Source organism: Paenibacillus sp. BC26 (genome assembly GCF_900116125.1).
Taxonomy (GTDB): domain Bacteria; phylum Bacillota; class Bacilli; order Paenibacillales; family Paenibacillaceae; genus Paenibacillus_Z; species Paenibacillus_Z lignilyticus.
Genome location: NZ_FPAD01000001.1, coordinates 2,871,981 through 2,886,784, shown reverse-complemented (window position 1 = coordinate 2,886,784; position 14,804 = coordinate 2,871,981). Strand labels below are relative to the sequence as shown.

The 14,804-nt window shown below is 36.9% G+C and carries 20 protein-coding genes; 15 read left to right on the top strand and 5 right to left on the bottom strand.

Features of this window, described 5'->3' with window-relative positions:
- Positions 1-144: 144 nt before the first annotated feature.
- Positions 145-507 carry a hypothetical protein gene (locus BM412_RS12710; RefSeq protein ID WP_091218305.1) on the top strand — a complete coding sequence of 121 codons (363 nt, stop codon included), beginning with the start codon at positions 145-147 and terminating at the stop codon, positions 505-507.
- 89 nt (positions 508-596) lie between these two features.
- Here BM412_RS12710 and BM412_RS12705 read toward each other — a convergent pair whose 3' ends face one another.
- Complete coding sequence (locus BM412_RS12705) at positions 597-1,013, bottom strand: DUF3888 domain-containing protein (RefSeq protein ID WP_091218302.1); 417 nt, start codon at positions 1,011-1,013, stop codon at positions 597-599.
- Between the two features lie 244 nt (positions 1,014-1,257).
- On the opposite strand from BM412_RS12705, the gene BM412_RS12700 reads away from it, so the two are divergent.
- A complete protein-coding gene (locus BM412_RS12700; protein ID WP_091218299.1) occupies positions 1,258-1,845 on the top strand; it encodes a hypothetical protein in 588 nt (195 codons plus the stop codon).
- Positions 1,846-2,057: 212 nt separating this feature from the next.
- On the opposite strand, the gene BM412_RS12695 is transcribed toward BM412_RS12700, so the two are convergent.
- The gene (locus tag BM412_RS12695; protein WP_091218296.1) at positions 2,058-2,579 is read right to left on the bottom strand and encodes a hypothetical protein; all 522 of its coding nucleotides are present in this window, start codon (positions 2,577-2,579) and stop codon (positions 2,058-2,060) included.
- Between the two features lie 273 nt (positions 2,580-2,852).
- Here BM412_RS12695 and BM412_RS12690 point away from each other — a divergent pair, with 273 nt between their 5' ends.
- The 13 genes from BM412_RS12690 to BM412_RS12630 all read left to right on the top strand — a co-directional run bounded on the left by BM412_RS12690 (position 2,853) and on the right by BM412_RS12630 (position 11,315).
- A complete protein-coding gene (locus tag BM412_RS12690; RefSeq protein WP_371264773.1) occupies positions 2,853-3,299 on the top strand; it encodes an NUDIX domain-containing protein in 447 nt (148 codons plus the stop codon).
- A gap of 267 nt (positions 3,300-3,566) precedes the next feature.
- Positions 3,567-4,118: a hypothetical protein gene (locus tag BM412_RS12685; RefSeq protein WP_091218291.1), complete on the top strand. Its 552-nt coding sequence runs from the start codon at positions 3,567-3,569 to the stop codon at positions 4,116-4,118.
- A 172-nt stretch (positions 4,119-4,290) separates the two neighbouring features.
- Complete coding sequence (locus tag BM412_RS12680) at positions 4,291-4,896, top strand: hypothetical protein (RefSeq protein ID WP_091218289.1); 606 nt, start codon at positions 4,291-4,293, stop codon at positions 4,894-4,896.
- Positions 4,897-5,020: 124 nt separating this feature from the next.
- Positions 5,021-5,464, top strand: coding sequence for a DUF4362 domain-containing protein (locus BM412_RS12675; RefSeq protein ID WP_091218286.1), 444 nt, complete (start codon positions 5,021-5,023; stop codon positions 5,462-5,464).
- A gap of 70 nt (positions 5,465-5,534) precedes the next feature.
- Positions 5,535-5,894, top strand: a complete 360-nt coding sequence (locus BM412_RS12670) for a hypothetical protein (RefSeq protein WP_091218283.1) — start codon at positions 5,535-5,537, stop codon at positions 5,892-5,894.
- A 214-nt stretch (positions 5,895-6,108) separates the two neighbouring features.
- Complete coding sequence (locus BM412_RS12665) at positions 6,109-6,375, top strand: hypothetical protein (protein WP_143111612.1); 267 nt, start codon at positions 6,109-6,111, stop codon at positions 6,373-6,375.
- 179 nt (positions 6,376-6,554) lie between these two features.
- The gene (locus BM412_RS32110; RefSeq protein WP_177245807.1) at positions 6,555-6,731 is read left to right on the top strand and encodes a hypothetical protein; all 177 of its coding nucleotides are present in this window, start codon (positions 6,555-6,557) and stop codon (positions 6,729-6,731) included.
- 161 nt (positions 6,732-6,892) lie between these two features.
- On the top strand, positions 6,893-7,402 hold the full coding sequence (locus BM412_RS12655; RefSeq protein ID WP_091218275.1) for a hypothetical protein: 510 nt from the start codon (positions 6,893-6,895) through the stop codon (positions 7,400-7,402).
- 101 nt (positions 7,403-7,503) lie between these two features.
- Positions 7,504-7,770, top strand: coding sequence for a hypothetical protein (locus BM412_RS12650; RefSeq protein WP_091218272.1), 267 nt, complete (start codon positions 7,504-7,506; stop codon positions 7,768-7,770).
- Positions 7,771-7,858: 88 nt separating this feature from the next.
- Positions 7,859-8,290, top strand: coding sequence for a GNAT family N-acetyltransferase (locus BM412_RS12645; protein ID WP_371264812.1), 432 nt, complete (start codon positions 7,859-7,861; stop codon positions 8,288-8,290).
- A 781-nt stretch (positions 8,291-9,071) separates the two neighbouring features.
- The gene (locus BM412_RS12640) at positions 9,072-10,022 is read left to right on the top strand and encodes a copper amine oxidase N-terminal domain-containing protein (RefSeq protein WP_091218267.1); all 951 of its coding nucleotides are present in this window, start codon (positions 9,072-9,074) and stop codon (positions 10,020-10,022) included.
- Between the two features lie 157 nt (positions 10,023-10,179).
- A complete protein-coding gene (locus tag BM412_RS12635; protein WP_091218265.1) occupies positions 10,180-10,587 on the top strand; it encodes a hypothetical protein in 408 nt (135 codons plus the stop codon).
- Positions 10,588-10,709: 122 nt separating this feature from the next.
- The gene (locus BM412_RS12630) at positions 10,710-11,315 is read left to right on the top strand and encodes a DUF3889 domain-containing protein (RefSeq protein ID WP_091218261.1); all 606 of its coding nucleotides are present in this window, start codon (positions 10,710-10,712) and stop codon (positions 11,313-11,315) included.
- 213 nt (positions 11,316-11,528) lie between these two features.
- Here the strand turns inward: BM412_RS12630 and BM412_RS12625 are convergent, their stop codons facing one another.
- The 3 genes from BM412_RS12625 to recJ form a co-directional block, all read right to left on the bottom strand.
- Complete coding sequence (locus tag BM412_RS12625; RefSeq protein WP_091218259.1) at positions 11,529-12,068, bottom strand: hypothetical protein; 540 nt, start codon at positions 12,066-12,068, stop codon at positions 11,529-11,531.
- Between the two features lie 520 nt (positions 12,069-12,588).
- Positions 12,589-12,936: a hypothetical protein gene (locus BM412_RS12620; protein WP_091218256.1), complete on the bottom strand. Its 348-nt coding sequence runs from the start codon at positions 12,934-12,936 to the stop codon at positions 12,589-12,591.
- A gap of 166 nt (positions 12,937-13,102) precedes the next feature.
- Positions 13,103-14,749 (bottom strand): single-stranded-DNA-specific exonuclease RecJ, encoded by a 1,647-nt coding sequence (recJ, locus tag BM412_RS12615; protein WP_177245806.1) that lies wholly within the window; start codon positions 14,747-14,749, stop codon positions 13,103-13,105.
- Between the last annotated feature and the right edge of the window lie 55 nt (positions 14,750-14,804).

The following is a 14,804-nucleotide window of genomic DNA, read 5'->3' as shown; positions in this document are numbered from 1 at the left end:
TTATAACTATTGGTATAACTAAAGATGAAGACGGCTAGTGAAATCTCGATTCATTGTATGAAGTCATTGAACTAACGGGTACGATAGTTCAAGAAAGACAAGTGGAGAATACTAAGAACAGAGTTGTAAATACGGGGGATTTATATGTATAAATGTATTTATTGGCATGCCTTTTTCAAAGTGAACAGAGAGGAAAAAGTACATAAGCTACTCACAAAAATTAATGAAGTATGTGAAATGAATGGTACTCTAATTTCGTGCGAACGTTATTGGAAGGACTCCTTCCTATTTGATGTTGTTTTTAGTACACCTTTAAATATGCATAAAATTGCTGATGCTATTTTCGCAGTTTTAACAAGCTCTCACAAGTTAGCTTATCAATGGGAGGTTACTGGACCCTACATTACTGAACCAGGGACGTGGGAATTTCGAGGATTGACCACTAAAACCAATGTCACGGGAATTGAATGGATTGAGTTTAGAGTAGAGTCTGAGACAAATGATTGAACTAACGGGTAAGAGAGCACAATGATGAACAGGATGCCGATCAGCGGCTTGATGTGCATCCAGATTAGTTTGATGAATTTTTTTTGTAATTATTCTGGAGGATATGTATATGTGGCTAAATGAGTGTGATTAATTAATTTGACCCTCGGTCCATAAGAGATTTCATAGGTCATTCGGTCCTTCCCTATTGGGACCCAGTGTCCACCATCGGTAGGTTCGATTTCAAATGTAATTTCAAATATAAAACCACGGAAACCATTTACTCTTTTTGTTTCAATGACTTCGATTTTCCATGGAGCGACAGCAGGTGAGAAAGTACTAAAAATCTTCGGATAATAATAGTTATTCAAATCTTTTCCAATATAAGGAGAAAGGAAGCTCATAAGCATATCCTGTAATCGAAGCTCTTCGGAGTCCTGAGTTGGTTTTTCTAATGCAAAGGTTGTTGTTTGAAGACATGTAATAAGAACAAGGGATAGGATAAAAGTGTTTGCTATCTTTTTCATTTAATACACCTTTCTCTTTACGACTTTATCTATTTAATTGTATTGTTACCTTTTCTGAATAAGGTATGTGCTTATTGAACTCACAGGAATTTTAGTTTGAACGCACCATGGAGCAGTTTGCCAACGGCAGTTGCTCCTTTTTTAGTTACGCTAAAGGGAAGAAAGGTTCCAATGTATGGTAATATGTTGGTGTGTGTATTAATCTGAGCAATTTTCAATTAATTAAACCATTGGAGGTAAAAGAATGAATTCTGAGCTGGAAGCACTCAATACATTAATTAAAACAGAAGCAGATGGACTCCTATACTTAAATGGTTTAACTCAAGTTTTGGAAAAGTACGGTGGTGTATTTATTAGCGGCAGTTACTTCCTGGACTTAATGACATGGAGAGATTTAGATATATATCTAGCAAACGATAAAATGAATGAAGAAACATTTTTTGAATTAGGTAAGGAAATTTCATTATGTATTAAACCATCAAAAATGAATTATCGTAATGAGTTTATTGGGCAGACAGAACACTTACCGAAGGGGTACTATTGGGGCTGTTATGCAACTTTTAATTCAAATGATTGGAAGATAGATGTCTGGGCGATTTCTTCCAAGAAATTTGAACAAAAACAGCAAAAGATTGAGGAATTGAAATCCCAGATTAATGCGGTACAACGATTGGCTATTTTGAAGTTGAAAAACAGTTTATTCAATCATCCGTTATACCGTAAAAAATTCTTTAGTGTAGACATTTATAATGCTGTTATTGAAGATAACATAAATTCTGAAGAGAATTTCAAGAATTGGTTAGAAGCTAAAAGAGGAGTATCGTTGAACTAACGGCCATGAAAGCATAACAATGTACAAGTTGCCTATCAAATGGCAGCCTGTACATTGTTAACTCACCTCCCAAAGCATTGATTTAGGGGGCCACTTTATAGTTTTTTCAGGGATGCAACCAATTTTCCTGGTGTGTAGGTTTCAAGCATATACTACAATGAATTCCAACAATAGGCTATGGCACATCTACTCCTGTTAATGTGAGCGATTGATTAATCAATCAATGCGATTTTCCATACTTGTGTTTTATCTGGTTTGAAGTAATACGTTATGGTGTTATCTTCAATTATATCGTTTCTTAATATTTGGACTGACAAGGAAATCATAACGCTTTTAGCTTTAGCATCGTATTTGGAATAAGATATTTCTAAAAACCTATATTGGTTTGTGTCATTAACATAAGACATATTACCTGGCGTATCATGCTCTTCGAGTAATTCTTCTTTGAATTTATTGGCATCTTTATTTACAAGAGCGTCCAAGTTTTCCTTTAGTTTTTGAACAATGCCATCTGGAATAGACTGATCCATATTTTTCGAAAAGTCTACATAAACTCCTTTTTCAAATGATTGATCTTGAGGTGGAACATCTGAAGAAGTTTCTGATTGTGATGGTGTTGAAGTGTTTCCCTTATTAGCTTCTGAAGCTAGATTGCCATTATTATTTTCTTTATCGTGAGAACATCCAGTTAATATAGATATCAGTAGCAAGCCTAGTTGAAATAATTCCTTCATCATTCACCTCTCCCTTAATAATGAAGACGCATGAAATTGGAAAATGTTTCAGCTTTCAATTCATTATTACAACCCATGAGGGCCAGTGGAATTTTAAATGCTTTTTCATTTAGCTCCCCTGGAGGTATGTAATTGTAATGCCATTATCAGTGGAGAAACGCTTGCACTGCATGTGTTGCTAACGGGCAGATTATCTTTATCTAATTTTCCAGTTTTATGAATTAGAAGGGTTTTAGCTTCAAATCCAAAATTCACAACCAAAAACTTAAAAGGGTGATTGTCTTGAAACGAGTTGATGTAGCTTCTGCTTTAATTGAAGACAACAGTGGAAATATTTTAATAGTTAAAAATAAAAAGGGAGACTCATTTTATTGGGGCCTTCCAGGAGGGGCAGTTGAGCGAGGAGAAACACTAGAGCAAGCTGTAATCCGTGAAGTTAAAGAGGAAACGGGGTTTAATATTGTCGTTACTGGCTTAAATTCAGTAAGAGAAATGTACTTTTCGGAAACAGAACACCATGCCGTTATAGTTACTTTTATTGCAAAAGTTGTCAGTGGAACAATTGATATCTTAAATGACCCAGATAATGATATAGCCGAAGTAAAATGGGCTAATATTGAAACAGTGAAGCAGCTAATGCCGTCCTTATTTGACATGCTTAAAATAAACTCTGAGGCTAACAAAACACTTGCATTTTATGCTTTCGAAGGAGTCAAATGATACAACAAATACCAATCGCAACGGTGAGCTGTACCGTGGTTTCAGACTGCCATTAGAACGGCAGCTTATTCTGTTAATGGTCAGTAACCAATTTAGGTGAATATCAAGATTCAAATACACTCCTATATTCTCATGTGGTTCACTGAATCCAGGGGGAGTTTGCGATCCGCAGCTGTATCATTTTCAATGCGCTTATGGGCAGTTAGTGAAAAACCATGATTAATACCTCTTGGTTATGGAGAACTTAACCACTGAGGTGATCAAATCTTGTTTATTATAAAAACAATGATCAAAAGTGCGGTCTATTGCACAATATTAATAACTTCTCAAGCAAATGCAGCACCTGATATTCCTCCATTTGAAAAGCCTTTTCTCGATATCGGGTATAAATCTATTGGAGAAGCATTAAAGGAATGTGAAACAGTTAATCAACGAAAACTTCAATTGCCAATAAAATTACCGCCTATACAATTTACTTATCACTTAGGTAGATGTGTAAATGACAACGGCAATTATAACGACGAACTTCAAATAGAATATCTCCATGAAGCACAAGGAACAAACCATTATAATATTGATGTAAGACCTATTGAGCAGAGAATTGACTTTGAGAAGTCAAAGAGAGTTAGGGAAAAGTACAAACTGAAAGATGGTAGTGATGCACTGTACTTTTCAACAAAAAAACCAGAGTTAACGGGAGGTTTTAACATCTTAGTTTTCGAAAAAAACGGATGGCAGTATCGTCTGTCAGTGGATAGTCGAATTGAAAATCAGGTAACGGCGGATGTATTGGTTGGAATAGCAGATTCATTACGCTAACGAGCAGACATAGCTTAACAGACTACAACGAGGCAGCCGATTACATTTCAATCGGCTGCTTTTTCAACTACCATGAAATAAGCGATTAAACTTTCAACAGGCTGCTGATTGATCAGAGACCTGTTCCGACAACCAATACTTGGTTCATAAGTACCTTAAAAGGAGTAGAGGGATGAATAAAATACTTGCAGTGATTCTATGCTCTACTTTAATAATAACCAGTTGTAGTACCACAGAGAATATCCATAACGCTGAACCTATAATAACTAATAAACATTTAACGCAAGACAAGCCACAGACAAATGAACCAAAGGCGAATTCCTCAGATAGAACAAGCCAAGTTAATTCAGAAAATGTCGATTATGATCAGGAACAGATAAAAGAAAGGATGAAGGGTAAAGAGCGAAAAGGACAGCTCAAGATAGAAAATGTTAAGAATCATGCTTTGAGCAAATCTTTATTTGAAGCTATGAATGAATATTTTATTGCGATGAAAGAAGGTAATGAGGATCGCATTGAGAAATTACTGTATCCTGGAACTGCTTTTAAGGGAGGGGTTTTAGCAATGTACGACAATGCAATTTATACTCAAGCAGTAACGGATGTAGCCTTAGATAAAGAAAGGGTTAAGTCAGTTTCTGGGATGTATGGACTTAATTGTGATAATGTTGCGATTGTAGTTGTAAATCTCCTTAATACTGATGGGGTAAAATTGAGTGGTAACTTTATATTTGAGAAAAATGAAGATAATAAATGGTTAATTTTTAAAACTGATTAAATTAGCCTATGTTCCGCCAACGGAGCACTTTAGTGCAACTATTACTCTCCATCTACGTTAAAATAGGGGTGGCATATAACAGTTATGTTAATCTTGAGGAGGAAGAATTATTAACTACAAGAAAATGATAATTATTACACAGACATTTATTATTCTTGTTTTGATTGGTATCATTCTTTTGCTCTTAAATCAATCAGGAATAAAAAAAGTAGCTATAAATAATTCAGTTATATCTAACTTCGACAAAGCTGACTTTGTTCGTATCGATAAAATGGTGAAACGATTTAATGGGGGTCTAGGAGATAATTTGATGATAATTAGTCCGACTATGGATAGCGGATCAGTTATTCATGACGTAATTTCTAATGGTAAGGAAATAAAATGGATTGTAGATAATTCACGAGATACATGGTATCCGAACAACAAAGACAAAACAGAATATGTCTGTAAATCTATTCGGATACATGAAAGAGACAGTGAATTTATTGATGTTCAATTATCGAAATGTGAGAACTACAAGGAAGATGAGCAACTCAGTATTATTACTTTCTTTAAAGAAAAACTGTAAATGTAATATATTCAGCTAACAGGTAACATTACTTATTGCAAACCTTAAATGGACATGAAGGGCGGGTATAATGAGTATTCTCTACTTAGGTGAGATCAAAGGTTTTCTTCAAGCGCTTGAAACAATAAAGTTTGATGAGTATATGATGTATAACTTTACTTTTGAGAAGATCAATTCTACGGAAGCAGATGCAATAAAAATAGAAGTTCTGATAAACTGGAAAGATTCCATTCGTAAAAGTTTCTCCGATTATGATATCGGTGAAAAAACCATCAATAAACTAAATCAATTATTTGAGCAATTTATGTGTTCATCTATTAGCCAGGTTTGGAAGGTGGATAGCAATGAAATTTATGGGGTTTGTCAGGCAGAGTTTATTTTTCAATTGGAGGATGAATACTTCTACTTCTTAATGTACTTGTATGATTAAGTAAAGGCGGCCGATTAGATCGGCCGCCTTTACTTAACTAATGGGTACAAGGAAGAGATTAAAGAGGTGCTGGTAGATTAGTGCAATTACGGTTCAAACTGCCTTTGTTCTAATTGGATTTGAATGGAGTGAATATGAATATGCAAAGGAAACATACATTCAAGCGATTAACTGTGTACTTTGAGAAAGATACGCAAGACATGGTCATTCTTTCATGTGGGCAATCACTGGATGCACAAACCTTATTGCCCCTTATTTAATGTCTGAGTTAGAAGAAAAAATTAAGCGAGCTTTCGATCAATGTTTCACAAAAGATGTTGACTCAAGCGGAGCTTCCCCGATCGAGAAGGTATTGAAAATAAGAGGATATTCCAAAGCAACAACAGACAGGAAGCTTGTTGTAATCGAGTGGAAGCTGAAATATACAGAAAACGAGTTGGCGGAAGCAGTAATGAAAGCAGTTTCTTATTCGAGTTGCTAAGTAAAGATGCGAAATTAAATTTGTCGCAGCCCATTAAAGATTGAACTAATGAAGAACAAAATACAATAAAAGCGCAGGCAGTGATCTGGGCGACTAATATTTATAAAATTATCAACATATGGTAATATCTAACTGAAGAATTAAAAGGGGTGGTTTTCATAAAGTTTGAATATACAGTCTTGAAAATGGAACATGATATTTATGGTATTAGATATTATGTAGATGAAAGTGAACACACTCCAAAATTCAATGGTATCTCCCTCCTAAGAGTTTTAAATATTCTTGGAGATGAAGGGTGGGAACTGGCAATCAAGGAAAGCAAAAGTACATACATTCTTAAACGTCAGCGGAAATAATAACACTCTAAAGTTTCAAACTTTTATATTTGATACGATAGTTAAGGAGCTTGCTACACGGTAGCTCCTTTTCAATTTGTTGAAGAAACGGACAGGTTTGTACAGTGGTTTAGCGAGTAGTAGTTCATAAAGAATAGATATTTCTGAGAGGTGATTTCTTTATGCGTGTACTGAGATTACTTCTTAAAAACCAATTTTTATTAAGTTCTTTAGTAGGAGCTATAATATCCGCTATTTCTTTCTTATTTTCATTTATCCTAGGGGTATTTTTAGTAGAACAAACCTTCACAGGAAATGCTTACTATGGGGCAATTATTTATTTCCCATACTTTGCTGCAATCTTTTCAATTCTCATACCATTCTTTATAACAGATAAAATATTTCCATCTCTCAAGTCCAACTTGAGAATTGTAGGATATTCACTAATTTCAGGGTTTATATTTTTTATTACTTCGGTTTTTATTAATAATGAGTACATCGGTAATGTGGAGCGATTTCCTGACCTAAGTGGTGGTCTTGCTATACCTATGATTGGCTATAACATTTCATTTGAGTTCTTGCTACTCGACGGATTGATATTGGTATCTTCTATCTTTTTGTTACTTAAGTACAAGAGAAAAGGCAGAAATAAGGCTTCAGCTAACGGACAAGACAGTTCAATAAACACGTAGAAACGGCAACCTCATAAGACTGCTATCAAGTGGGAGCATTATATATAATTTTAAATCGAAGATGAAGGGTGAAATAAGGAATTTAAGATAAGGAGGTACTTATGAAAAAGTCTTTTTTTCAAGCGCTAATTGTAGGACTAATATTTGTATTTGTTTATTTTGCTTTTCAGATTATTCAAGGGATATATCTTACAATGAACAATATTCCAGACATTGTTGAGAAGTATAAGTCCGTTGACTCTATGCAACATAGAGTTACATTTGGACATATAGGTAACCCATTTTGGCGAACGTTAGAAGTCTCTGGTATGTTGCTACTTGGAATAGGTGTTTACTATACAGTAAAGAGATTGAGAACAAAGAAATAATTGATACCTGATAGGAGTAGCCTCACGTAGCTAATACTATGTGTAAGGTTATTGCGCTATCGAGGAACGATAACGCAAAGAAAAAGGTATAAGAATCAGAGATGAATCATTAAGGAGAGATGGTACGCTGAATCAAGAGATTATCATTAATTTACCGATTGAATCGCAAGAAGTCCCAAAATTAAGAGAACTTGTTGGTTGGGAAGGAAGGCATTTTGATTATCCAACTTTATTTGAGCGTTGCAATTTTTGGGCTGGTCTCAGGGATGAAAAGAATGAGCTTATTGCATTCGGTTATGTTGCAGGAACGGGACTGCAACATGGTTACATGGAAGACATAATTATCCATCCAGAACATCAGAGAAAAGGAATAGGCAAAGCGTTAGTAAAGAGATTACTTCATGAGGCTGAACACTCTGGGCTGGAGATTGTAACAGTAACGTACGATACAAAACATAAAACGTTCTACTCAGACTGTGGATTCGTTCCTTGCTCTGGTGGGCTGTGGTGGAAAAAATGATTCAACTGACGGTCACAAAAGCACATCGAAGAATGGTCCGCCGATTAATTGTAGGTCTGTTGCGCTAACTGGAAGTTTCGTATGGTATTTGCTTCTAAGAAAATTTTTTTTGAATATGCTGCAAAACATAACTTCTAGTATTTCACTTACATCTACAATAATCGAACCCCTTTAATAAATATAACTTAGGCCCGCAACCTGTTGCTGTGGGTCTCTTTTTTATTGAAGTAGCGGGCAGTTTACCGCAACTAATCCTTTATAATTTCGTATAGGAGATAATTGGAAAATCAGGAGGGATTGCATGGACATCCAGCTAAATATGGGTAGGATTCTGGTCTTTTCCCTGATATTGATATTATTTGTTGCATCAATTGTCTATCATGTGAGAAAAAGCAAGAAATAACAATTAAGCTAAAGGAGAAGGACAGTTCAATGGATGATTAGGTGGTCTTTAATGGCAACTGATTTAACTACGCTAACGGGTAGGTTCACGAATATGTGGTAATGTATTTAGTAGTAAAGCGTGCAGGAGAGTTGAGTATTCCAATACAGGGAGTTGCTTTGATTGAAACATTCACGCCTAACGGGGGCACGATAGCTTAATAAGCACTATGGAATTGTAGATTACATAATCCTGCTTTTTTTCAACTTTTTAGAAAATTACCGCAACAAATCTTCTCCAATTTCGTCTGTCATAGGTAGACTCAAGCATGAATGTTTATTTTATCGGTTTTATGATGCACTTGTTGTATTTTTAGTATAAAGGAGTTGGAGATTCAAATTGAAAAAACTTGTTTTTCTCGTTGCAGCCGCTAGCCTATTGGCCATTTCTACTACGTCCTTTGCGGCTACTCCCTCCAAAATTGTTGTTAAAGATAAGCAAATTCAATTTGATGTTCCTCCCAATGTCGATAAGGGCCGTACATTGGTTCCGATTCGTGCGTTAACTGATTCGCTCGGCGCTTCGATTACATGGAACCAAACATCCAAAACGGCAACCATCAACAAATGGTCGGAGACGGTTCATTTAACTGAGGGTAAAAACACCGCGTATTATATGAAGGCTAATCAATCAAATAAAATTAATCTCGATGTGTCAGTAAAAATCATTAACAATCGTGTGTATGTTCCGCTTCGATTCCTTTCACAATTTTATGGTTATCAAGTAGCAGAAATTGGGGATAGTGTAATCGTCAACTCGCCACTTACACCAAGTGAAAGAAATATTCTTTACAGGGGAGACCTAGCGCAAGCGCGAAAATTTGTTATGAACTATGGGCCTAAAAGTGCTCACTTTGAGAATAAAGCCATACCTTACATGCATGAACGAGAGGGCTTTGAGACAACCTTTTTCTTTCCAATCGGTGAAGCTAATCGTTTTTTCTTGATAACGGATGATAACGTTTCGTTCTATGAATTGAAGGATGACTTTTTCGTCATCACGTGGCAGGCACATATACCTGTTGGGCAAAAAGACACGGATCAGCTCTTCCTGGAAAACAAAGTTACGGACGCCACTGGAACAAAACCTGATAATAAGAAGGATTTATTCTTTTACAGAACCAGCGGCCTAATGACTAGTACCAATATTACGGCAGGGAAAATCAGCCTTGATGGAAAAATCACTCAATTTGGTGTTAAACGAATTGTTGGTAATGAAGTCAAAGAAGAGTCAGGATCGTTGGCTTTAAAGCTGCCTAATGAGACTAGGAGCGAAGCGAGTAACCAATGAGTGTTGGCGATCGTTTAAGTAAACGGGACACGATAGCACAATATATAACAGGCTGCCGATTTATCGGCGGCCTGTTATATATTGTGGGGATATTATCAATAAAGCAAGGAAAAGATATCCTTTAAAATTAGACGAATAGTCAAAGGGGGTTCCATAGATGAAACTTATGGTTTTTGTTTTTCTCTCTCTGTTTGTATGTATTCCGATTTGCCATGCAGCTGTCCCAACTTCCAATTCAAGTATTGAATTAAAAAAAGATCCCTTTCTTAAGGAACCGACAACCCGAGTTGAGCAACTGGAATTTGTTCTTATTCTTGAGTTGCAGCGGAAAATACATAGTGTGTTACAGGAAGAATACTTTGAGCCAGGCACGGGTGGATACACGTTTGAACATCCGTTCATAGTAAAAGACATACAGAAGCGGCCGAAAGGTGGGTATACAATAAAAGTTGAGGGGGAGATTCATCATGGCCAAAAGACCGATCTGGTTTTTATTTGGTTTGAAAATACAATTCATCGAGGGTTTGTCGTAACAAAATTCAACGTAACAAAAAAGCACCGTTAAACTAAGCTAATGGCTCATATTTGCTCAATATAAATCTTTGGCATTATCCAAAGAGGACTAAGTATTGTTTTAGAATAGTCCAAGTTCTTTGCAGGAAAAATACAGTAAAAAGAGGTGAAAGCATGAAGAAGTTGATTTGCTGCATCGTTATTTCTGCTCAATTCCTAACTTATCATCACATCTCTGCTTTATCAATTCCAAATAAATATAGTGCCGAGGATGCTGAAGGTGGCTTTCATCAATACATAAAATGGACGGAGTTAGCTAGAGGCGCTGTGAAAACAAAGCACCCAAGGGCGGAAATTTTGGATTTTCTGTATGTTGGGTGTTCAGTTACATCGTCAAGCACTAAACAGTATGTTTATAAATACTGGGTGAGGGAAGAAAATCGCGAGTTCGGGGTATATGTTACAGTCGTCGAGAACAAGTGGGGAAGGAAAAGAGTTTCAAAAATAGAGAATACAGATAGAATGATAGCTTATTACGGGAAATGGAGACGAATTGCGAAGGAATCAGTGAGGCAGAAATATCCCGACGCCATAATCAATGGTGAAGCTACTCCTATTAGGTGTCGATGGATTCGTAATAATGAGGCCATTCAAACCTTTACTCTATGGTTAGATCGTAATGATACTTCGCATATCGTTGAAGTTTCAATTCAATATAGAATTGATACAGATCAATTGTTGTCAGTTAATATTCAAGATCGACGATCTTTAAGAGGCTAAATTAGAAGCAGCTGCCGCAATGCAAGCTGCTTCTTTTGTTGTTCAAATTTACATCGTAATTAATTGAATACTACCTAGAACCATCAGTATTTTGTACCGTAATAAAACTGACAAGCAGCTTTAATATAGTGCTCGCAACAATTTTATTACTACTTTAATTGCCCTACGTAATGAACATTGAGCGAGCATTGCAACCGTAAACTGATCAATGTTTCATTTCGCTTTTTTCCACTCTTCATGTAATGAAGCCAACTGATCCGAAATCCCATCCCAATCGTAATAACTCGGCGTCGAAACATAAAAACCGTCTACTTTTGAAACGATATTGCTCAACTCGGATATACGCGTTTTATCTTCTTTAGATAATGGTCCAGCCTTATTTAGAATATCTACCGCTTCAATCCACCAATCCGTAAACCAGAAGTAGATGTCATTCATATTAGACGAAGCTTGTGAAGAAAAATCACTCAGTGTCCAGTTTGTACCAATCAGACTCTCGTCTGCTCTGGCAAGCAAAGCGCGGAATGAATCCCTCGTCTCCTTATTATCCCAACTGTTTTCTTTATTTACAGTGTTAATCTGTTGTTGAGTCAAGTAAATAAAGTAAGCTCCGCGATGTGCCATTCGAGAAAGATGTCGTTCTTCTCTCTTGTGTTCCAAACGTAATTCATAGTTTTGCCACACTGCAATTCCAATACTTGCGATGGAAACAGCGGTAAGAAGCAGGATTATACGTCTTGTTTGTTTTTGCATTTTAGTTCTTCCTTCAATCAATGTCGATTTGTCTTGTACTTCACAATAATAAATGTTTTATAGAATTGTCGATATCCATTAGTGAATGAACAGTTACTTACTTCTTTTTGAAGTAGGTGAAAATTAGGACCCAAAGAATGCATCCTAATAAAATGTGAACCCCACTTTCTTGAATGTGAATACCATTCCCACTGAGTGTTATTCCTGTAAAAAATCCAAGCATAAGGCAAATAAGTATTTCAAGTAATCTGGTTGACATAATACACCTCCGTTGTTACTGGTTACGACTAATAATATAAGATTGCTTTGATATATGCACTTGGATATCATAGGGTTATTGCTCCCCCAATTCCTTTTGATTCCGAACAAATTGGAAGCGTTCTATACTTTTCCCCACTGTGCTAAATTTCTTTTGAAAGAACATCCCTGGCATATATAAAACAATACGAAACAGGCCGCCGATATAGGCAACCTGTTTCGTTAATAGACAGAGTAGTTCATTGTTTGAGAGGTATTGCTCTTATTTCCTTGCGCCGTACCCGATAATTTCATTAGATTCTCCGTTAACATAAACGACGATTGGTCCAAGCATCTCATCGCGGTTTGTTTCGAACGTTGTCTTGTATAGATGTTTCAAATCAGGCGATTCTCCGCCGTTTTTTACTAGTGGAAGATCGTTCAATGACATTTCCACAACTTCTGCGGATTTCCATTCGCCAATTACTTCTTCTTTGTCTTTATCTGAAAGGCTATTCCAAGCAGATTTACGAACCTCCGTAACGTCAAAATCACCTTGCTTATCATTTGAACAGCCAATAATACCTGTTATTACCAGTACAAAAACCAAAAACACAAAAGCTTTCTTCAAATCAATTACCCCTTTGTTTTAAGCACTATGTCACAATTTTAACGCAATGGTATAAGTTAATGTTGCAGGTAAATGCTGGAGGGTAAGCGTTGTTTTCATCCGTACATTAGTTGGATGCGATACATCTCCGCCAACTTCAACCACAAAGTGCAGAAGCAACGATTTCTTACGAAAATAGTTGATGATTTAACTCATTGATGACAAAGTTTTTCTTTTCATAGGAGTTTGTGCTGTATAGAAAGGATGGACGCAAACCATCCTGCTTAAGCAATTGGGCTCTGTTAAATAACAGAGCTTCTTTGTTATTTATATTTAGTTTGGCATGCTGTTCTTTGTTTCCAAAGTATTGGATGGAGTCGGCCGAACGCGAGTTCAAGAATATGGGTTTTGGATTCATCATGCCGAATGGCTCCATTAGCAACATGTCTTCAAATAAGATGTTCGAAAAAGAACAGATATCCAAATGGCTATCATAAATCTTATTTGGCTTTTTCATTGGCTCTAAAGCCGCTGCTTTTTGAAGCTCAGCATTAAAGTGATCAAACATGTGTAACTCCACGGTCAATCCCGCAGCAGCTTGATGTCCGCCATACGATTTTAAGGATTCTGCACAATGAGAAATTGCATTAATGATGGAAAATGATGAGTTTTGAACGCTGCGGCAGGAGCCCTTTCCCTCCGCTGTAATAACAATTGCAGGTTTTTGGTACTTGTCAGTAACTTTGGCAGCTAGGATGCCAATCAATCCCTCAGGGTAATCACCTTGTGCCACAATAACATTCTGGTGATGCAACTTCCGATTCTGAATGGTTTGATCAAGGATTTGAAAGCATTCTTGCGTCATTAGCTTCCGTTGTTTATTCAGCTCAATAAAGCTGGCTAATTTCTCGTGTTGAGGTTCATCGCTAATCAACGCTTTCAATGCTTCGTTCGGATCGCTAATGCGGCCGCAAGAGTTGAGGATTGGAGCAATAAGAAACGAAAGGGTAGAACTGTCGATTAAAGACAAATTGAGCAAGCTAAACAGCACACGCAGGTGAGGTGACGGATTTAAATTCATCTTTGATAATCCCAGCTTGGTTATCAGCCTGTTTTCGCCTGTTAGAGGCATCAGATCCGCAATAGTTCCAAGTGCGGCAAGTTCAATATAATACCAGGCATGAATACGCCATTCAAGTGTACTGCTTGCTTGAAACAGTGCCTGAGCAATCTTGAAGGCAACGCCAGCTCCACAAAGATTAGGGTTTGGGTATTGATTGTCGCTGCGTTTTGGATTCACAAATGCATGGCAGGTTGGAAATGGACCGTTTATTTCGTGATGATCGGTGACAACAACATCAATTCCTTTAGTAGCTGCAAACCGAAGTGCTTCGTGGGCATTAGAGCCATTATCGACTGTGATAATTAATGCTGGATCAAGCAGTACCATACGCTCGATTGCGCTTACTGTCAGGCCGTAGCCGTCTCTGCGTGTAGGTAGTAAGGCAGTTACGTCTGCTTTGAAAAAATGTAGCGCTCTGTATAGAATCGCAGCGGACGTAATTCCGTCAACGTCGTAATCCCCGTAAATGACGATTTTTTCTTGGTTCTTCATTGCGCGGATGATTCTGACTAGAGCCTTCTTCATATCGCTGAGCAGAAAAGGGTCATGTAGATCCGCCATAGAAGGATACGCGTATTTGCTAAACAGCTCTTCGTTTGTGATGCCTCTGGCAAACAGCAACTTTGTGGTTAGCTGCTCAACACTAAACGCTCTAGAGTAATAAGACAGCTCATCTTGCGAATAAGTAAGGCTATTTTCAACCCATTCCATTTCATCATCACCTCGGCTCATTCATCTCCAGAACTTAAAATTTCCAGACCTGGGC